The 19,218-nt window shown below is 68.8% G+C and carries 19 protein-coding genes and 2 pseudogenes; 6 read left to right on the forward strand and 15 right to left on the reverse strand.

Annotation, left to right across the window (positions count from 1 at the left end; all coding sequences use genetic code 11):
* Positions 1 to 4: 4 nt before the first annotated feature.
* Positions 5 to 1,006 carry an NCS2 family permease gene (locus WPS_RS05500; RefSeq protein ID WP_317996850.1) on the forward strand — a complete coding sequence of 334 codons (1,002 nt, stop codon included), beginning with the start codon at positions 5 to 7 and terminating at the stop codon, positions 1,004 to 1,006.
* Positions 1,003 to 1,347: a solute carrier family 23 protein gene (locus WPS_RS05505; RefSeq protein WP_317996851.1), complete on the forward strand. Its 345-nt coding sequence runs from the start codon at positions 1,003 to 1,005 to the stop codon at positions 1,345 to 1,347. The genes WPS_RS05500 and WPS_RS05505 overlap by 4 nt, the downstream gene beginning before the upstream one ends.
* Here the strand turns inward: WPS_RS05505 and WPS_RS05510 are convergent.
* From WPS_RS05510 to WPS_RS05545, 8 genes are read right to left on the reverse strand one after another with little or no spacing between them, the layout of a single operon-like run.
* Entirely contained in the window at positions 1,326 to 2,699 is a 1,374-nt protein-coding gene (locus tag WPS_RS05510; RefSeq protein ID WP_317996852.1) for an MBL fold metallo-hydrolase RNA specificity domain-containing protein, read from the reverse strand. The two genes, WPS_RS05505 and WPS_RS05510, sit on opposite strands and share 22 nt — an antisense overlap.
* Positions 2,692 to 3,288: an SLOG cluster 4 domain-containing protein gene (locus WPS_RS05515; RefSeq protein ID WP_317996853.1), complete on the reverse strand. Its 597-nt coding sequence runs from the start codon at positions 3,286 to 3,288 to the stop codon at positions 2,692 to 2,694. Before WPS_RS05515 ends, WPS_RS05510 begins: the two co-directional genes overlap by 8 nt.
* A 40-nt stretch (positions 3,289 to 3,328) precedes the next feature.
* Complete coding sequence (locus WPS_RS05520; RefSeq protein ID WP_317997496.1) at positions 3,329 to 4,639, reverse strand: homoserine dehydrogenase; 1,311 nt, start codon at positions 4,637 to 4,639, stop codon at positions 3,329 to 3,331.
* A 19-nt stretch (positions 4,640 to 4,658) separates the two neighbouring features.
* On the reverse strand, positions 4,659 to 5,102 hold the full coding sequence (locus tag WPS_RS05525; protein ID WP_317996854.1) for an SRPBCC family protein: 444 nt from the start codon (positions 5,100 to 5,102) through the stop codon (positions 4,659 to 4,661).
* Positions 5,099 to 5,890, reverse strand: coding sequence for an XdhC family protein (locus WPS_RS05530; RefSeq protein ID WP_317996855.1), 792 nt, complete (start codon positions 5,888 to 5,890; stop codon positions 5,099 to 5,101). The genes WPS_RS05525 and WPS_RS05530 overlap by 4 nt, the downstream gene beginning before the upstream one ends.
* A complete protein-coding gene (locus WPS_RS05535; RefSeq protein ID WP_317996856.1) occupies positions 5,887 to 6,201 on the reverse strand; it encodes an XdhC family protein in 315 nt (104 codons plus the stop codon). The genes WPS_RS05530 and WPS_RS05535 overlap by 4 nt, the downstream gene beginning before the upstream one ends.
* Positions 6,198 to 7,343 carry a vWA domain-containing protein gene (locus tag WPS_RS05540; protein WP_317996857.1) on the reverse strand — a complete coding sequence of 382 codons (1,146 nt, stop codon included), beginning with the start codon at positions 7,341 to 7,343 and terminating at the stop codon, positions 6,198 to 6,200. Before WPS_RS05540 ends, WPS_RS05535 begins: the two co-directional genes overlap by 4 nt.
* Positions 7,340 to 8,227 carry an AAA family ATPase gene (locus WPS_RS05545; RefSeq protein WP_317996858.1) on the reverse strand — a complete coding sequence of 296 codons (888 nt, stop codon included), beginning with the start codon at positions 8,225 to 8,227 and terminating at the stop codon, positions 7,340 to 7,342. Before WPS_RS05545 ends, WPS_RS05540 begins: the two co-directional genes overlap by 4 nt.
* Positions 8,228 to 8,359: 132 nt before the next feature.
* Between WPS_RS05545 and WPS_RS05550 the strand changes: the two genes are divergently transcribed.
* The 3 genes from WPS_RS05550 to WPS_RS05560 are packed head-to-tail and all read left to right on the forward strand — an operon-like array spanning position 8,360 to position 12,155.
* Complete coding sequence (locus WPS_RS05550) at positions 8,360 to 8,935, forward strand: (2Fe-2S)-binding protein (RefSeq protein ID WP_317996859.1); 576 nt, start codon at positions 8,360 to 8,362, stop codon at positions 8,933 to 8,935.
* Complete coding sequence (locus WPS_RS05555) at positions 8,935 to 11,307, forward strand: xanthine dehydrogenase family protein molybdopterin-binding subunit (protein ID WP_317996860.1); 2,373 nt, start codon at positions 8,935 to 8,937, stop codon at positions 11,305 to 11,307. Before WPS_RS05550 ends, WPS_RS05555 begins: the two co-directional genes overlap by 1 nt.
* Positions 11,304 to 12,155 (forward strand): FAD binding domain-containing protein, encoded by an 852-nt coding sequence (locus WPS_RS05560; protein WP_317996861.1) that lies wholly within the window; start codon positions 11,304 to 11,306, stop codon positions 12,153 to 12,155. Before WPS_RS05555 ends, WPS_RS05560 begins: the two co-directional genes overlap by 4 nt.
* Positions 12,156 to 12,283: 128 nt before the next feature.
* Here the strand turns inward: WPS_RS05560 and WPS_RS05565 are convergent, their stop codons facing one another.
* From WPS_RS05565 to WPS_RS05600, 7 genes and pseudogenes are all read right to left on the reverse strand, one after another.
* Entirely contained in the window at positions 12,284 to 12,859 is a 576-nt protein-coding gene (locus WPS_RS05565; RefSeq protein WP_317996862.1) for a TRAP transporter substrate-binding protein, read from the reverse strand.
* A 61-nt stretch (positions 12,860 to 12,920) separates the two neighbouring features.
* Positions 12,921 to 13,298 (reverse strand): annotated as a pseudogene (locus WPS_RS18085) (TRAP transporter substrate-binding protein); the annotation flags it as partial.
* A gap of 33 nt (positions 13,299 to 13,331) precedes the next feature.
* A pseudogene (locus WPS_RS18090) lies at positions 13,332 to 14,066 on the reverse strand (SDR family oxidoreductase).
* The gene (locus tag WPS_RS05585) at positions 14,063 to 15,079 is read right to left on the reverse strand and encodes a transketolase family protein (RefSeq protein ID WP_317996864.1); all 1,017 of its coding nucleotides are present in this window, start codon (positions 15,077 to 15,079) and stop codon (positions 14,063 to 14,065) included. Before WPS_RS05585 ends, WPS_RS18090 begins: the two are co-directional and overlap by 4 nt.
* Entirely contained in the window at positions 15,076 to 15,924 is an 849-nt protein-coding gene (locus tag WPS_RS05590; RefSeq protein WP_317996865.1) for a transketolase, read from the reverse strand. The genes WPS_RS05585 and WPS_RS05590 overlap by 4 nt, the downstream gene beginning before the upstream one ends.
* Positions 15,921 to 16,673 (reverse strand): FadR/GntR family transcriptional regulator, encoded by a 753-nt coding sequence (locus WPS_RS05595; RefSeq protein ID WP_317996866.1) that lies wholly within the window; start codon positions 16,671 to 16,673, stop codon positions 15,921 to 15,923. Before WPS_RS05595 ends, WPS_RS05590 begins: the two co-directional genes overlap by 4 nt.
* A gap of 44 nt (positions 16,674 to 16,717) precedes the next feature.
* Complete coding sequence (locus tag WPS_RS05600; RefSeq protein WP_317997499.1) at positions 16,718 to 17,062, reverse strand: alkaline phosphatase family protein; 345 nt, start codon at positions 17,060 to 17,062, stop codon at positions 16,718 to 16,720.
* A 316-nt stretch (positions 17,063 to 17,378) separates the two neighbouring features.
* Here WPS_RS05600 and WPS_RS05605 point away from each other — a divergent pair, with 316 nt between their 5' ends.
* On the forward strand, positions 17,379 to 19,193 hold the full coding sequence (locus tag WPS_RS05605) for an ABC-F family ATP-binding cassette domain-containing protein (RefSeq protein WP_317996867.1): 1,815 nt from the start codon (positions 17,379 to 17,381) through the stop codon (positions 19,191 to 19,193).
* Positions 19,194 to 19,218: the final 25 nt, after the last annotated feature.

Here is a 19,218-nt window from a genome sequence, read left to right on the forward strand (position 1 = left end):
GCGGATGCTCGATCGCTATTTCGGGATCAGCGCCGCCGGTTCGTCGATCCCGCGCGAGCTGCGGGCCGGGCTCACGACGTTCCTCACGATGTCGTACGTGCTGTTCGTGAACCCCCAGGTGCTGGGAACCGCCATCCGGATCGACGGCGGTTTCGAGAAGCTGCTGATCGTCACGGCCCTCGCGGCCGCCGCAGGGAGCCTGCTGATGGGCGTCGTCGCGCGCTATCCGTTCGCGCAGGCGCCCGGGATGGGACTTAACGCGTACTTCGCGTTCTCGGTGGTGATCGGGCAGAAGATCGCCTGGGAGACAGCGCTCGGCGCGGTCTTCATCTCCGGTGCGCTCTTCGTCGTGCTCTCGCTCGCGGGCGTGCGGCAAGCGATCGTGCGTGCGATCCCGAACGATCTCAAGTTCGCGATCGCGGCCGGGATCGGCGTGTTCCTGGCATTCCTCGGGATGAAAAATGCCGGTGTCGTGATCGCCAATCCGGCGACGTTCGTCACGCTCGGCGCCTTCGGTCCGCCGGTGCTGGTCGCGGTCTTCGGCCTGCTCGTTACCGTGGTGCTGCTGGTGCGGCGTATCACGGGTGCGATCGTGTACGGGATCGCCGGCGCGACGATCGCGGCGATCGTCACGCGGGCGGCCGTCTATCCGGACGCTGCGGGGCATCTCGTCGCGTTCGGCGGCTTCGCGCACGGCGTCGTCGCGCCGCCGTCGTGGCCGAGCGGTCTGATCGGCGCGCTCGATCTGCGCGGTGCAATCGGTCTGGGGATCGTCTCGGTCGTGTTCACGTTCTTCGTGGTCGATTTCTTCGATGCGACCGGAACGCTCGTCGGGCTGGCGGAGAAAGCCGGGTTTCTCACCCCTGAAGGGGACCTGCCGCGCGCCCGCCGGACCTTCGCCTGCGACGGTCTCGCCGCGATGATCGGCGCGGTGCTCGGCACGAGCACGACGACGACCTACGCGAGAGCGCGAGCGGGATCGAAGAAGGCGGCCGCACCGGCTTGACGGCCGTTGTGGTCGCGGCGCTCTTCGGGTGCGCGATCTTTGCGTGGCCGCTGGCGACGATCGTGCCGGCCGCCGCCACCGCGCCCGCGCTCATTGTCGTGGGTGCCCTGATGTTCGACGGGGTGCGCCGAATCCGCTGGGACGACTACGCCGTCGCGGTTCCGGCGTTTCTGACGATCGTCGCGATGCCGCTGACGTTCTCGATCGCGAACGGCGTCAGCTTCGGGATGATCTCGTACGCTGCGATCGCACTGTGCAGCGGACGCGCGCGCGACGTCGCCGTGCCGCTCTACGTGGTGGCGGCGCTGCTGATCGCGCGCTACGTGTGGCTGGCGGGCTGAGCGGCGCCGATCGTGACCGTCATCCCCCGCTCCGCCGGCTCGGCTTGAAAATGCAGCCGCGATGCGACGACGCCGCAGAACGTCTGCACGACGTCGGGGTCGCCGTGGACCGCGTAGACACGCGGTGACGACGACAGGGTGCCGAGCCAGCGGAGCAGTTCGGCCTGGTCTGCGTGTGCGCTGTATCCGGCGAGGTTGACGATCGCGGCCTGCACCCGCAGCATGTCGCCGAAGATGCGAACCTGCCGGCATCCGTGCACGAGCAGGTTGCCGAGCGTCCCCGGACTCTGATAGCCGCAGACCAGGATCGTCGCGCGCGGGTCGCCGAGATGATTGTGCAGGTGGTGCAGGATGCGCCCTCCGGTCGCCATCCCGCTCGATGCGATGACGATGGCGGGCCCCTGCAGCGCGTTGAGCTGCTTCGATTCGTCGGTCGTCACGTACACCTGGAGGTTGCGGCAACCGAACGGCCCCGGCGACTGCGGGATCGGTTTGTGCGCGTCCGGGAACTGCGCGAAGAGCGCGTCCACTTTGATCGCCATCGGGCTGTCGAGGTGCACCGGTACCGCAGCGATCGCGGGATTCGTCCCTTGCAGGACGCCGATCGACAGCAGGATGTCTTGCGTTCGCTCGACGGCGAACGCCGGGATCACGATCGTGCCGCCGCGCGCGATGCCTGCCGCGAGCGCGCTCTCGAACTCGCCCAGCGGGTCGGCCGGGTGAACGCGGTCGCCGTATGTCGCTTCCATCACGACGACGTCGGCCGTGTCGAGCGGCGCCGGGTCGTCGAGCAGCGGCCGTCCGTAGCGGCCGAGATCGCCGGAGAAGATCACGCGCGCCCCCTCGACGTGCGCGTCGACGAACGCGGAGCCCAGGATGTGCCCGGCGTTGCGGTACCGCATGGTGACGCCGCACACGTCGAACTCCGTCTCCAGCGGAACGGTGCGCAGTTGGCGCAGGACTTGGGCGACGTCGTCCTCGTCGTAGAGCGGCGGCAGCGCGCCGGCTTCGCGGTGATAGCCGCGGTCGTGCAGATGCGTCTGCAGATGCGCGGCGTCCTCGAGGACGATCTCGATGAGCCCCGCCGTCGGCGGCGTGCAGAAGATCGAACCGCGATATCCGTCGCGCACGAGTTTGGGAAGATATCCGACGTGATCGAGGTGGCCGTGGGTGATTGCGACGGCATCGACGTCGCGCGGTGCGATCGGAAGCGGCGCGCTGTTGAGCGCGGTGACGTCGGCGGTCCCCTGAAACAGCCCGCAATCGACGAACACGTGCTTGCCGTGCGTCGTCAGGAGATGCTTGCTCCCGGTGACGACGCCCGCCGCACCGACGAAGGTGAGATCAGCCACGCACGCCGTCCGTTCGGTGCTTGCCGTCGCTGAACGCCATCGCGGAGGGCCGGTCTCCGCGCTGAAAGCGCTCCAGGCAGGCGTCGACGAGGCGTTCCGGGTCATCGTCCTCGAGGATCACGGCGCCCGTCTCTTTGTGAACGAGCGATGCGATGTGCTCGAACTGATCCGAGATCCCGCCGGAGTGGCGCAGTACGCCGATCAGCTTCCCTTCGTCATACGCGATCGCGAACTCGCCCAGCGTCCCGCTGCGGCCGCCGAGGAACAGCACGAAGTCGGAGCTGTGGATGTTGTGCACCTCGCGTCCCATCAGCCCCGATCCGGTGAAGACGATCGCCGAATACGGCTCGAGCGGCGATTCGAAGACCCGTACGTGCTCTTCGCGCGAGTGCGCGGGCGAGACGCCGAGGCTCGCGCCGCCGGCGTCGTGCGCGCCCAGCACCGCCGCGTGCGGCAGCCCGGGACACGCGCCCGTCACGATGATGCAGTCGCACTCGGCGATGCGCGTGCCGATGCGCCGCGCCAGCGCGAGCTCGTCGTCGGTGATGAGGCCGCCTGCCGAGCCCATCACGCCGATCTGCGTCTTCATTGCCGCACCGGCCCGATCGCATCCGGCGCGCCCGCGCTCATCAGCCGAGGTCCTCGCGGCGGATGCGCGAGTAGCCGGGGCGGACCGCCGGGAGCGCGACGATGCGCTCCATCGCCGCGTCGAAGCTGCGTTCGCGAGTGGGATGCGTGAGGATCACGATGTCGGTCTCGCCGCGATCGTCGCCCGGGCCCTGCTGGAGCATCGCATCGATCGAGATGCCCGCGTCGGCGAGCGTCCGAGCCAGATCGGCGAGAACGCCGACGTCGTCGCGAACGCGCACGCGCAGGTAGTACGACGTCTCGACCTCGGCCATCGGCAGGATGCCGACGTCGCTGAGCGCGTCGGGCTGGAAGGCGAGATACGGGACGCGTTCCTGCGGTTCCGCGCGCATGAGGCGCGTCACGTCGATCACGTCGGCGAGAACGGCGGATGCGGTGGGTTCCGAGCCTGCACCCGCGCCGTAGTAGAGGGTGACGCCGGCGGCGTCCGCTTTCACCAGGATTGCGTTCATCGCGCCGTCGACGCTGGCAATCAGGCGCGAGGCGGGGATCAGCGTGGGGTGAACGCGCAGTTCGATCCCGCGCGCCGTGCGCCGCGCGATGCCCAGCAGCTTGATGCGATAGCCGAGCTTTTCCGCATACGTCATGTCGCGGTCGGTGAGCGCGGTGATCCCTTCGACGTAGGCTTTGTCGAACTGCACCGGGATCCCGAAGCCGATCGCGGAGAGCAGGGTGAGCTTGTGCGCCGCGTCGATCCCCTCGACGTCGAAGGTCGGGTCGGCTTCGGCGTAGCCGAGCACCTGCGCTTCGCTCAGTGCGTCCGCGAACGGCAGCCCCTTCGCGCGCATCTCCGAGAGGATGAAGTTGCTGGTGCCGTTGACGATCCCGGCGATCCACTCGATGCGGTTCGCGGCCAGGCCCTCGCGCAGAACCTTGATCGTGGGGATGCAGCCCGAGACGGCGCCTTCGAATGCGATCATCGCGCCGCGGGCGCTCGCGGCCGCGAAGATCTCGCCGCCGTGCAGCGCGAGGAGCGCTTTGTTGGCGGTCACGATGTGCTTGCCGTGCGCGATCGCGGCGAGGATCGCGTCTTTCGCGACGCCGGTGCCGCCGATCACCTCGACGACGATGTCGATCGCCGGATCGGCGACGGCGGCGACCGCGTCGGTCACCACCGGGATCGCGTCGCCGACGACGGCGCGCGCCTTGGCGACGTCGCGTGCGGCGACCCATGCGATCTCGATACGGCGTCCCGCACGCCGCGCGATCTCCTCGCGATTCCGTTCCAGGACGCGGAACGTGCCGCTGCCGACGGTTCCGATACCGAGGAGCCCGATCTTCACCGCTTCCATCGCCGTCACGTTCCCCCGTTCAGGTAAGGAGCTTCGTCAGGTTGGCGGCAAATTCGGCGATGGTTTTCTTGGCGACGGATTCGATGAGGCGGCCGCCGACGGAGGCGATGATGCCGCTGATCTGCGCGTCGGCGTTCAAGTCGACGCGCGTGCAGTCGCCCTCGGCGAACGCTTGCGAAGTGACCTTCGCGCGCACGCCGCCGCGTCCGCGCGTTTCGTCGCCCTGCACGCCGAACGCTGCGACGTGCTCGGCGTCGTCCATCCGCTCGACGCGGATCGTCGCTTTGTAGGAAACGGAGACCGGCCCCACCTTCACCGCGACCTTCGCGCGGTACGTCGCGGGGTCGACCACCTCGGTGATCTCCGCGTTCGGAATGCACGTCGCCACCTTCGGGATGTCCTGGAGCAGCGTCCACACCCGTTCGATCGGCGCGTCGACGGTGAACGAGTCGGCGATGATCACGAGGCGACCGTCGTGCGCGCGTTGTGCACCGGGAGCGTTCCGTCGGCGAGCCGGCCGCCGCGGCGGCCTTCGCGCAGCGCGATGATTTCGGCGGCGATCGAGATGGCGGTCTCCTCGGGGGTGCGCGCGCCGATGTCGAGGCCGATCGGGGCGCTGATACGGGCGAGGTCGGCGTCGCCGGTCCCGGCGCGGCGCAGTTCGTCGATCCGGGCGGCGTGGGTGCGGCGGCTCCCCATCGCACCGATGTAACCGGCGTCGGTGCGCAGCGCGACTTGGAGCAGCGGGATGTCGAACTTCACGTCGTGGGTGAGCACGATCAGCGCGGTGCGGGGGTCGACCTTCGCGTTCGCGAGCCACTCGTCGGGCCAGGCGACGACGACGTCGTCGGCGTCGGGGATGCGCGCCTTGGTTGCGAAGATCGGACGCGCGTCGACGACGGTGACGGCGTAGCCGAGGTACTTGCCGACGCGGGCGACGGCGCGCGAGAAATCGATCGCGCCGAAGACGTACATCGCCGGCTTCGGCGCGTAGGCGGCGATGAACAGCCGCACCTCGACGCCGACCGGCTCGCCGTCTTCACCGAACGTGCGCAGCGCGGTTTTGCCGACCGCCAGCAGCGCGCGCGCCTCGCCCGCGGCCGCGACATTGAGCCCTTCGCTTCCGAGGTCGCCGGCGATCTCGTCCTCGAAGACCAGCAGTTTCGCGCCGGCGTGCGCGCCGTCGAGCCGCGTCACCAGCGCGACCGGCACGTCGCCGTGCAGCGCCGCCCGCAATCTTTCGAAGATCACCAGTCGAGCCGCTCCACGAAGACGTGGATCGTCCCGCCGCAGGTGAGCCCCACGGAGATCGCCTCTTCATCGCTGATCCCGTAGGTCACCAGGCGCGGCCGCCCGGTCGCGATCGCGTCCTGCGCCTCCTCGTACACGGCCGATTCGACGCAGCCGCCGCTCACCGAGCCCGCGACGTCGCCGCGTTCGTTCACGGCGAGCGCGGCGCCGGGATCGCGCGGCGCCGACTGTTCGACGCCGACGACGGTCGCGACGGCGACCCGCTGTCCTTCGCTGCGCCAGCGATCGATCGTGTCCACAATGTCGATCATGCCGAAAGTCCTTCGATCGCGTCCGCGACCGCATCGAGTGTGCGCAAGTTATGACCGGAGACGAACGCGTCGAGATGCGGGAGCGCCGCCGCCATCCCGCGCGCGAGCGGCTCGTACGCCGGATGGCGTTTGTGCGGGTTCACCCACACGATCCGCCGCGTCAGACGGCGCAGGCGGCGCATCTCGGTTTCAAGCCGTTCGGGATCGTCGCGTTCCCACCCGTCGGAGAGGATGACGACCGTCCCGCCGCGCGCCGCGCCGCGTTGCGCGTAGCGCTGGTTGAACGCGTGCAGCGCTGCGCCGATGCGCGTTCCGCCGCCGTAGTCGCGCACCGTCGCGCCGATCGCCGCCATGAGCCGGTCGTCCGAGGCGCGCCGCAGGAGCGGCGTGAGATCGGTCAGCTGCGTCGCGAATGCGAACGCCCGAACCCGCGGGCGCGCTTGAGCGGTGACGCGCGCGTAGTGCAGCAGCGCGCGGGCGAACGGTCCCATCGATCCGGAGACGTCCAGCAGAAAGACCAGCGGACGCACCGTCGTGCGGCGCGCTGTCGCACGGCGGCGGATCAGTTCGCCGGCGGTGCGCGACGCGCCGCGCAGCGTGCCGCGGAAGTCGAACCGGTCGCCGTGCGGGTGCCGGCGGCGCCGGCGTGAGGCGCGCCGCTCCGACGCGATCCGCACCCGCCGCATCAGCCGGAGCATCGCCGCGCGCTCGGCATCGTCGAGTTCGTCGAACGGCCGCTCCGAAAGCTCCTCGTCGCGCGCGGCGAGGATCCATTGGATCGGCGCGCGCTCGGCCTCGCGCTCGCGGGCCTGCTCGCTCGACGGCGGCGGCGGGAGCGACTCGCGCTGCGGGCGGTCGCGGCGTTCGCGCGGCGGCGCATTGACGGCGCGCACCAGCCGGTGCAGCGCGTCGGCGTCGTCGATTGCGCCGAAGAACTCGACGAACGCCGCATCGAATGCGTCCGCGTCGTCGACCGCCGGCAGCATCGCTGCGCGCGCGCGATGGTAGAGCGCGCGCATCGACGACGGGGGCATCAAGTGCAGGACCTCGGCGAACGTCTGCGCGCGGCGCGTCCCGGCTGCGACGCCGCGGGCGCGCAGCGCCGCGTCGAAACGGGCGGCGACGGCCGCGATCTCGCTCACGCGACCCCGTCGGCGCGCACGGCCGCGACGATCGCTTCGGCCGCCGCCCGCGCCGTTTCGATATCTTCGGGATACTTCAGCACGGCGCCGAGCGAGCGCTGGAACGAGGCGTGATCGAGGCGGTCGGCGCCGAGCAACTGCAGGGTCTGCGTCCAGTCGAGCGATTCCGCGATCCCGGGCGGCTTGCGCAGATCGCGCTCGCGCAGCGCCGCCGCGGCGCGCGCGACGTCGGCGGCGAGCGCCGGGGGAGCCTCCGGGACGCGCATCCGCAGGATCGCGATCTCGCGGGAGATCGTCGGGTGCGCGATCCAGTGGTAAAAACAGCGCCGCTTGAGCGCGTCGTGCAGGTCGCGGGTACGGTTCGACGTCAGCACCACGATCGGCCGGTGGCGCGCGGCGATCGTCCCGCGCTCGGGGATCGAGATCGCGAAATCGGAGAGAAACTCGAGCAGAAAGGCTTCGAATTCGTCGTCGGCGCGGTCGATCTCGTCGATCAGCAGCACGATCCCGCGCTCCCGGGGCGCACCGAGCGCGGCGAGCAGCGGCCGGCGGATGAGAAAGTCGTCGGCGTACAGGTCGGGGGTCCGCTCGTGCGCGGCCTCGGCGGCGCGGATCGCCAGCAGCTGCTTCCCGTAATTCCAGTCGTAGGCGGCGGACGCCAAATCGAGACCTTCGTAGCATTGCAATCGCAGCAGTTGCGCGTCATGCACCGCCGCCAGCGCGCGCGCCGCATCGGTTTTACCGACGCCGGCGTCGCCCTCGAGCAGCACGGCGCGTTCCAGGCTGACGGCGCAGGCCAGCGCGGTGGCGAGGCCGTCATCGGCGACGTAGCCGGCGTCCAGCAAGCGCTCGCGGAGATCGTCGACGTCGACGGGCTGCGGCATGGCATTCGGCGATTCGCAGGAGAGCGCGCAGACCCTGGACCGGCTTTCCTACTTTCCGGTCAGAAATCGGCAAGGAGATTCGTCTCGTCCACCGGTAGCGTACCGGCCCGCGTACTCAACGGAGAGGGTTGCATGCAGATCGATCTCACCGTCAACGGGAAGCGCACGTCGCTTGATGCCGAGCCGCGGCTGCTGCTCGTGCACGCGTTGCGCGACCGCCTCGGACTGACGGGAACCCATGTCGGTTGCGATACTTCGAGCTGCGGCGCGTGCACCGTGCTGCTCGACGGCGTTTCGGTGAAGAGCTGCACGATGTTCGCCGTTCAGGCGAGCGGACACGACGTCACGACGATCGAGGGGATCGGCGACGCCGACGAACTCCATCCGATGCAGGAAGCGTTCTGGACGGCGCACGGCCTGCAGTGCGGGTACTGCACCACCGGAATGATCGTGAGCGCCGTCGACCTGCTGCAGCGCAATCCCGATCCGAGCGACGACGAGATTCGCGCCGGGCTCGAAGGGAATCTCTGCCGCTGCACCGGCTACGAGAACATCGTCAAAGCCGTGCGCGCCGCCGGAAAAGCGATGCGCGAGAACGCGCCGCGCTCGAGCGTCCGCGACCTGATGTCGATCCACCCGCCCGCAGAGGAACCGCCGCCCTCGGGTGAAGTGATCATTCCGCCGCAACTGCAGGGAGCGAGCACCTAATGGCGTTCACCACGATGGTCGGCGCGCGCATCCGCCGCCGCGAAGACCCCCGGCTGATCACCGGCCGCGCCACTTACGTCGACGACGTGAAGCAAGTCGGCACCGTGTACGCGGCGTTCGTGCGCAGCCCGTACGGTCACGCGAAGATCCGTGCGATCGATCTCGCACCGGCGCTCGCGCACCCCGACGTACTCGCGGCATACACCGGTGAGGACCTGCACCACGCGCACGGCCTCAAGTCGTCGCTCCCGGTCGCGCACAAAATGGCGGATCTGAAGACGCCGCCGCACTACATCCTCGCCGTCGACGAAGTGCGCATGGTCGGCGAAGCGGTCGCCGTCGTCGTTGCGAACACCGCCTATGCGGCGCGCGACGCCGCCGAACTCGTCGCCGTCGACTATGACGAACTGCCGGCGGTGGTCGATCCGCTCAAAGCCCTCGAGGGCGCGCCGTACGTCCACGAATCGCTTGGCACCAACGTCGCGTTCCGGATGCCGTTCAGCGCCGGCGATCCCGACAAGGCGTTCGCCGAGGCTGATCAAATCGTCAAGCAGCGCATCGTCAATCAGCGCGTCGCGCCCGTGCCGATCGAGCCGCGATCGATGGTCGCGAACTGGGACGAAGGGCGCCAGCAGTTGACGCTGCACTCCTCGACGCAGATCCCGCATCTGCTGCGCACCCAGCTCTCGGTCGTGCTCGGGATCTCCGAGAATCACGTGCGCACGATCGCACCCGACGTCGGCGGCGGCTTCGGCGCGAAGCTCAACGTGTACGCGGAAGAAGCCGTGGTGAGCTGGGTTGCGATGCAGCTCGAACGTCCGGTGAAGTACGTCGAGACCCGCTCCGAGAGCTTCCAGGCGATGATCCACGGACGCGATCAGGTCGACGATCTCGAGATCGCGTGCACCAAGGACGGGACGATCACCGGCCTGCGGCTGCGGATCGTCGGCAACCTCGGCGCCTACCATCAGCTCCTCACGCCCGTCGTCCCGACGCTGACCCTGCTGATGGCGCCCGGCTGCTACCGCATCGAAAACATCAGCGCCGAAGTGATCGGCGTCTTCACCAACACGATGTCGACCGACGCCTACCGCGGCGCCGGCCGGCCCGAAGCGACGTTTTTCATCGAACGCGCGGTCGATCTCGTGGCGCAGCGGCTCGGCCTCGATCCGGCCGAGGTGCGGCGGAAGAACTTCATCGCGAACACCGCGTTCCCGCACACGACGTCGACCGGACTCACTTACGATTCCGGCGATTACGAGACGACGATGGACAAGGCGCTGGCGATCGTCGACTACGCCGGCTTGCGCGCGCAGCAGGCGGAACTCCGCAAGCAGGGACGGCTGATGGGGATCGGGCTCTCGACGTACGTCGAGGTGTGCGGGATGGGGCCGTCGGCGGCGATGCCCGCGGCCGGCTGGGATTCCGCGACGATCCGCGTCGAGCCGACCGGGAGCATCACCGTGCTCACCGGCGTCTCGCCACACGGCCAAGGGCAAGAGACGACGTTCGCGCAGATCGTCGCCGACGAACTCGGCGTTCCGATCGACACGATCAACGTGATCCACGGCGACACCGACAAGGTGCAGTACGGCGTGGGGACGTTCGGATCGCGCGGCACGGCCGTCGGCGGTGCCGCGCTCAAGCTCGCGATCGAGACGATCCAGGCGAAGGCGGTGAAGATCGCCGCGCACCAGTGGGAAGCGAACCCCGACGACGTCGAGTATCGCGACGGGAAGATCCAGGTGAAGGGCGACCCGTCGAAGTCGATGTCGACCGCAGAAGCGGGGTTCCTCGCGTTCATGGGCGACAAGCTCCCGCCCGGTCTCGAACCGGGACTCGATGCGACGCGCCGGTTCGAACCGCCCAATTTCGTCTTTCCGTTCGGGACGCACGTCTGCGTCGTCGAGGTCGATGCGAAGTCCGGCGAGGTGAAGGTCGTGAAATACCTCGCGGTCGACGACTGCGGACGTCTGCTCAATCCGATGATCGTCGAAGGGCAGGTCCACGGCGGGATCGCGCAAGGACTCTCGCAGGCGCTCTTCGAGGAAGTCATCTACGACGAGGGCGGGCAGCTGCTCACCGGCACGTTGATGGACTATGCGATCCCGCATGCCGAACAGGTGCCGCACTACGATCTCGACCACACCGTCACCGGGACGACCGTGAACCCGCTCGGGATCAAGGGCGTCGGCGAAGCCGGGACGATCGGCTCGACGCCGGCCGTCGTCAACGCGGTGATCGACGCGCTCGCGCCGTACGGTGTCGTGCACATCGACATGCCGCTGCGGCCGGAGAAGATCTGGACCGCGATCCACGCCGCGAAAACGAACGGGGCGGCCAACGGCGCCGCGAACGGAGCAGCGCGATGATCCCTGCAACCTTCGACTACCTGCGCGCGTCGTCGGTCGCCGACGCGATCCGGCTCCTGGGGGAACACGGCGACGACGCCAAACTGCTCGCCGGCGGCCACAGCCTCATCCCGATGATGAAGCTGCGTTTGGCAACGCCCGCGACGCTGATCGACATCACCGGGATCGGTGGGCTCGACGGGATCGCTGCCGACGGCGGCACGATCGCGATCGGCGCGCTGACGAAACATGCTGCGCTCGCATCGAGCAGCATGCTCCGGGCGCAGGCGCCGGTGCTCTGGGACGCCGCCAACGATCTCGGCGATCCGCAGGTGCGCAACCGCGGCACGATCGGCGGCGCATCGGCGCACGGCGATCCGTCGGCGGACTATCCGGCGGTCCTCCTCGCGCTCGACGCGACGTTAACGCTCGCCGACGCCAAGGGCGAACGCACGTTGCGCGCGCGCGAGTTCTTCCGCGGGATGTTCGACACGGCGCTCGACCCGCGCGAACTGCTCACGAAGATCGCGTTTGCCGCGGCGCCGAAGTCGGCATACGTGAAGTTCCACCACCCGGCGTCGCATTACGCGGTCGTCGGAGCCGCCGTCGCGCTGACAATGAACGGCGGGCGGATCGGCTCGGCGCGCGTCGCGATCACCGGGATCGGCGACGCCGCGTTCCGCGCCGAGGGCGTCGAACGCGCGCTCGCCGGCGTCGATCCCGGGGATGCGGCCGCAATCGAGGCCGCGTGCGCGAACGCCGCGCAGGGCGTCGAGGCGCGCTCCGATACGTTCGCGTCAGCGCACTACCGCAGCGCGATGGCCGACGTCTTCACCGCCCGCGCCGTCGCCAAAGCCGCCGCGAGGTAGGGTACGCCGTCACGCCGAGCCTCGCGTCACGCTGAGCTTGTCGAAGCGCGGCCCCGATCGGGCACGAAGGCGAAGACCTGCGTGCGTGAATTGCGGCGGCGCTTCGACAAGCTCAGCGTGACATGGACTCAGCCGAGTTTGCCGCTGTATTTTTCCAGCAGGGTCCAGGCGCTCGGGCCGAATTCTTCCTTCCAGCGGCTGTAGAACGGTCCGAGTTTCGCGCGGAACGACGACGGGTCGACCTTGTTGATCGTCAGCACCTCTTTCGCGAGCTTCTGCGCGAGGGAGTCGTTCATCGCTTCGACGTCGGCACGCTGCTGCTGCACGTATTTCTTGAAGCCCGCGAGCGCGATCTTCTGCAAGTCGGGCGGGATCTTGTTCCAGGAATCGGGGTTGCCGATCATCCAGAAGCCCGACCACATGTGATTCGTGAGGCTGAGGTATTTCTGCACTTCGAAGAGCCGTGACGTCTCGATCACCGTCAGAGGATTTTCCTGACCGTCGACGATCTTCGTCTGCAGGGAGGTGTAGACTTCGTTGAAGTTCATCGGCGTCGGCGCCGCGCCGAGCGACTTGAACAGGTCGGTCGGCAGCTTCGCCGCCGGAGTGCGGATCTTGAATCCGTCGAGATCGGCGACCGTCTGGATCGGCTTCGAACTCGACGTGACCTCGCGCATCCCGTTGAGGAACACGTGGTCGTACACAGAAGCCCTTTGCGGTGAGCTCTTTGCGCGCGTGCGCGCCGAGTTCGCCGTCGAAGGCCGCGAACGCGTCTTGTGAATCCTTGAACGCGAACCCGACGCCGAAGATCGCCGCCAATGGCACGACGTTGCCGAGCACGCCGCCGTCGGCCATCATGAAGTCGAGCGCGCCGGAGCGGATTTGGGCAAGCATCTGCGACGCGCCGCCGAGCTGGTTGTTGGGAAAGTCGCGGATCTCGAGCTTTCCGCCGCTGTCTTTGAGGATCTCGGCGAAGATCTGGTTCGCGCGCACGTTGGTCGGGTTGAGCGCCGCGTTGTCGGTGCCCATCTTGAGCGAGAACTGCGGCGCGGCGGACGCGCGGCGCGGGACGATCGCGATCGACGCGAAACCCGCCGCTGCGGTTGCGACGAAACGCCGTCGCGACACTCCGGATGCGGTCATGTGGGATGCCCTCCTTTCGATCCGTGGATCGAGTCAGTCGATGTGGGACCCGCCGTTGATGTCGAGGACCTCGCCGGTGATGTAACCGGCCCGCTCCGCGCACAGAAACGCGATTGCGAACGCGACGTCGTCGGCGGTGCCGAGACGGCCGATCGGGATCTCGGCGCGAAGCGTTGCGCGCTTCTCGTCGTCGAGCAGACCGCCGGTGATGTCGGTGTCGATGAGACGCGGCGTTACCGCGTTGCAGGTGATGGTGTGCGGCGCCATCTCACGCGCCGTCGCTTTGGTGAAGCCGAGGATCGCCGCTTTGGCGGCGGAGTAATGCGAACCGCCGAAAAGTCCCGCCGCCGCGCAACGCGCTCACCGACGAGAGGTTCACGATCCGGCCGTAGCGCGCGGGGATCATCGCGCGCAGCGCCGTCTGCGTCGCGATGAACGTGCCGTCGACGTGCACCGCGAACATCGCGCGCCATTCGGCGTCGCCGATCTCCATGAGCCGCGTCGGCTTCGAGTAACCGGCGTTGTTGACCAGCACGTCGACGCGCCCGAAGCGGGCGAGCACCGCGTCGAACGCGCGCTCGACCGCGGCGCGGTCGGTGACGTCGCAGGTCTGCGCGAACGCGCCGATCGCCCCCGCGCGCGCCCGCACCCCTGCCTCGTCGCGATCGAGCAGCGCAACCTCGAAACCGTCGGCTTTGAGCGTGCGTGCCGTTGCGGCGCCGATCCGCGCTCCGACCCGGCGCCGGTGATGACCGCGACGCGGCTCACGCGAGCGCGGTCCGAATCGTCTTGGCGATCCCCTCGCCGTCGAGCCCGTAGTTCTTGTAGAGATGCGTCGGCGGGCCGAGGATCGAGAACGCGTCCTGCATCCCGATCCGCGTCAGCCGCGTCGCCGTGCCGACTTCGGCCATTACCTCGGCGACGGCGCTCCCGAGACCGCCGATCACGTTGTGCTCCTCTGCCGTGAAGACGTGCCGCGTCTCGAGACACGCGCCGCGCACGGCGTCGGCATCGAGCGGCTTGAGCGAGTACGCGTCGACGACGCGCAGCGCAATCCCCTCGGCTTCGAGCAGCCTTGCCGCCTGGAGTGCGAAGTCAACGCAGATCCCGGTCGCGAACACCGTCGCGTCGGTGCCGTCGCGCAGGCGGTGGGAGCCGCCGATGCGGTACTCCGGGATCGGCGCGTCGTATACCGGCGTCTCGCGGCCGCGCCCGAGCCGGAAGTAGATCGGGCCCGGATGATCGACGGTCGCGACGAGCGCCTGGCGCAACGCCACCGCGTCGATCGGCGCGAGGATCGTGAGGTTGGCGAACGAGCGGATCGCGCCGATGTCTTCGGTCGCGTGATGCGAGCTGCCGTAGAATCCCATTGTGAGCCCCGAGTGCGTGCTCAGAAAACGCACCGGCAGCTTCGTGTAGCAGACGTCGAGCCGGATCTGATCGGCGGCGAGCAGCGCGAGAAAGCAGGCGTAGCCCGAGACGTACGGGAGCATCCCGGCGGACGCCATCCCGGCCGCCGCGCCGACCATGTTCCGTTCGGAGATTCCGAAGTTGTAGTAGCGCTCGGGGAACGCGCGGCCGAAATCGATCACGCGCGTCGGACGGCCGAGATCGGCCGTGAGCACGACGATGTCGTCGCGCCGGCGCGCGAGCTCGATCAGCACCTCGCCGGAGACGAGCTGTTTGGAGAGCGCGAGGCTCCCGACCATGTCCCACGAGCGCTCGTCGAACTCGGCGGTGACGGTCGACTCGAGCAGCGGACGCGTGTCGGCAGTCGTCATGCTTCCAGCTCCTTCATCGCGCGTTCGTAGTCGCGCGGCCCGAGGTATCCGAGATGCCATTGCCACGCGTGCTCCATGAAGGAGACGCCCTTGCCCGCGATCGTGTCGGCGAGCACGACGACCGGCTTGTCGTGCCAGCCGTTCAGCGCGTCGTCGAGCGCCGCGGTGACCGCCTGAAGATCGTGACCGTCGCGCAGGTGAACGACGTCCCAGCCGAACGCGCGGTATTTCGCGTCGAGCGGTTCCATGTCGAGGATCGCATCGCAGCGATCGTCCGACTCGACCTCATTGCGGTCGACGATCGCGACAAGGTTCGACAGTTTGCGATAGCCGGCCGAGGCGGCGGCCTCCCAGATCTGTCCTTCGCCCTGCTCGCCGTCGCCCAGCATGCAGACGACGCGCGCCGGCGACTTGCGCAGGCGCAGCGCCAGCGCCATCCCCACCGAGACCGAAAGATTGTGTCCGATCGAGCCCGATGAGAAATCCGCGCCCTTCACTTTGCGCATGTCGGGATGGTCGCCGAGGGGACTTCCGAGCCGCGTGTACGTGTCGAGATCGGACGCCGGAAAAAATCCGAGGTCCGCAAGGATCGGATACACCGCGATCGCTGCGTGGCCTTTGCCCATCGTGAACCGGTCGCGATCCGCCCACTGCGGCGCGTTCGGCCGCACGCGCAGCAGCTTGTAATAGAGCGCGACCAGGAGTTCCGCGATCGAAAACGCCGACCCGTAGTGACCGCTCCCCGCGATCTCCGTGAGCCGGACGACTTCCGTGCGGACCATGCGCGCTTTCTCGGCGAGCGTCGCGCGCTCGTCCGTCGAGAGCGATAATGTCGTCGTCGTCATGAGTTCCTCGTCTCGTGTTCGGCGTGGATGCTGGGAGCCGCGGACCAATAGGTCTTCTCGAACCAGCGCAGGTGGCGCAGCATGAGCTGCTCGGCTTCGTGGGGATCGGAACGCCGGATCGCGTCGGCGATCGCGCGATGGTCCTCGGCGTTGCGGGCCCGCGGCTCCGGCGCGACGACCGTGCGATCGCGGATGAGCCCCCACAGCGGCTGCCGCATCGCGGCGTGGACGTCTTCGAGCGTCCGAGCCGCGATCGCGTTGTGCGACGCGCGCGCGATCCCGGTGTGAAACCGCTCGTCGGCGTGCGGCGAGTAGGCGTCGCGCGCCGCGTCGGCGATCAGCGCGTCGGCGGCGGAGACGATCGCGTCGATCTCCGGCTTCGCGGCGCGCTTCGCGGCCAGGCCGGCCGCGAGCGGCTCCAGCGCGATGCGGACCTCGATGATCTCCTCGGGGCTGACCGCGGAGAAGACGGGCGCGACCTTCGGCGAGGTGAACGTGACGAAGACGCCGCCCCCGCGGCGGGCTTCGACGACGCCCATCAGCTCGAGCGCGGAGAGCGCCTCGCGCACGGGTGCCCGACTGACCCCGAATCGCTCGATGAGCACCCGCTCCGGCGGGAGGCGCTCGCCGATCCGGCACCGGCCCTCCTCGATGAGCCGGACGATCTCGCGGGCGATCAGGACGTAGAGCTTCTCCGAGCGGATCGCCCCGATCCCGGAGTGCTTGTCTACTTGTGGTACTTGTGACACTTGCCTGACAACTTTAGTCGCAGGTAGAGGAATTCTCTCGCGGATCAGCGCCGTTGATCCGGGATCGCTTCCGACTCCGGGCCGTCGAGCGGCAGCACGAGCGAGACCGCTTTGCCGGGATTCTTCTCGAGGGTCACCTTGCTCCGGTGCTCACCGGCTCGCTTTGCGAACGCGCCGGCGATCGGCGTCGCCGCTGCGTCGTAGACGTTGAGCGGGTCGAGTCCGAACAGCACTTCGACCGTGCGCAGGATCGACGTTTGGCTGTAGTGCGTTTGGTCGACGAAGCCGCGCCGGATGTGCGGTCCGATCGCGAGCGCGGGCTTGCGATGCGAGTCTACGTGGTCGCCGGTCCCTTGCGCGTCGTCGCAGGTGACCTCATCGTTCGCCAGCGTAGGCCGGAGAGTTTAGCGTGCGGTGAACGTTCGGCCGCCGAGCGCCCTTGACCGCGGAGCGGCTTCGTGATAGCGTCGCGGCAACAACTTTCTGCCGGCAACGGCGGTCCGTCCGTATGGGTTCGCGGGCTCCGGCCCGCCGCTCACGCGAAAGCCCTCGCCGACGCGAGGGCTTTTTTTGTCTGCCGCGCGTCGTATCGCGGCGACGTGATCGATGATGTCGAAGGGCCGCCCGCATCGCGACGGCGTAGCGGCTCCGCGGAACTCGCGAGGGGCCGCGTTCGAGGCGAGCGCGAACGAGGCTCGCCGCCCCATGGAACTCCTGCGCTTCTCCGGCCTCGCGCGTCACTACGGCGCGCACGAGGTCTTCAGCGATCTCGCCGGCGTCATGCGCGACGGCGACAAGATCGGCCTGGTCGGCCCCAACGGCGCCGGGAAATCGTCGCTCGTCCGACTGCTCGTCGGCCGCGACGAACCCGACGGCGGGACGATCGCGCGCGCCCGCGAGCGGCGCCTCGGTTATCTCGCGCAGGACGCCGCCGAGAGCGGGCCGGCGACGCTCCGCGCCGCGTTCGACGAAGCGCTTGCGCGCGGCGACGCCGCCGAGTGGGAGATGCGTGCGACGCTCAACCGGTTCGATTTCGCCGAAAGCGACCTCGACCGTCCGCTGCGCGAGTTCTCCGGCGGTCAGCGTACCCGCGCGCTGCTCGCGCGCACCCTGCTCGAATCGCCGGATTGGCTCGTCCTCGACGAGCCGACCAACCATCTCGATCTCGATACGGTGCGCTGGCTCGAAACATTCGTCGCGCGCGATCCGCGCGCGTTCGTCATCGTCTCGCACGATCGCTATTTTCTCGAGACCGTCGCCGGACGGATCTGGGAACTCGATCGCGGAGAACTCGCCGAGTACGACGTGGAGCCCGGGCGGGCGTACAGCGACTACCTCGAACAGCGCGAGACGCGTCGCGAACAGCAGCGGCGCGACTTCGAGGCGTTTCAGACCGAGCGCAAGCGCCAGAAAGCCGTCATCGACGAGCTCCGCACGCACGGCTCGCACAACTACAGCCACGTGCGCAGCCGCGAGAAGGCGTTCGCGAAGATGGGCGCGGTCGAGGCGCCGCGCAGCGAGAAGCGCGCGATCTCCGTCGCGCTGCGCGCGGCGCGACGCGCGACCGGCGGCCCCGCGGTCGACGTGCTCGGCGTTGCGAAGGCGTACGACCGTCCGCTGTTCTCGGGGCTCACGGCGCACTTCGTGCGCGGCGACCGCGTCGCGATCGTGGGGCCGAACGGCGCCGGGAAGTCGACGTTTCTGCGGATCATCAGCGGCGAGCTACAGCCCGATCGCGGCAGCGTTCGTTACGGGACGGGTCTGCGCACCGCGGCGTACTCGCAAAGTTCCGTCGACGATCTCCCGGCCGGACGGACTGCCGCCGAAGCCGTGATGCAGATGGGGGTCACCGACGAAGAAGCGCGCTCGCTGCTCGGACGGCTCAACCTCGGCGGCGATGCCGGCGACAAGCCGGTCGAGGCGTTCTCCGGCGGCGAGCGGCGGCGCATCATGCTGGCACGGCTGATGGCGCAGCGCGCCGACTGCCTCTTCCTCGACGAGCCGACGAACGATCTCGACATCCCGAGCCGCGAAGCGCTCGAAGACGTGCTCGCCTCGTACGAGGGTGCGCTCTTCGTGGTTTCGCACGACCGCTATCTGCTCAAACGGCTCGCGGAACGCGTCGTCGCCATCCGCGACGGCGCGGCGACGGTGTTCGACGGCGATTACGCGTCGTACGAACGCGCGCAGCATCAGGGGCGGGCCGGGACCGATGCACCGCGCGCGGCGGTTCCCGCGAAAGCGGAACCGGTCGAACTCGACCGCCGCGCGGCGCACGAGGCGAAGCTGGAACTGGGCCGACGCAAGCGCGCCGTCGCGGACGCTGAAAAGCGCGTCGCCGATCTCGACCGCAAGAAAGCAGAACTGGAGCTGGAATTCGCGGCCCCGGGCCTCTACGACGATCCCGACGAGGTCGTCCGCCTGCAGCGCGAGATGGACCGCGTCAACGCTGAAAGCGGCGCGGCGATGGAGGCCTGGGAACTCGCCGTCGAGTCGCTCGACGGCTTCACATCCTGCTGAGCCGGCGTGACCTGACACCGGAACC

The sequence above is a fragment of the Vulcanimicrobium alpinum genome (assembly GCF_027923555.1).
Lineage (GTDB): Bacteria > Vulcanimicrobiota > Vulcanimicrobiia > Vulcanimicrobiales > Vulcanimicrobiaceae > Vulcanimicrobium > Vulcanimicrobium alpinum.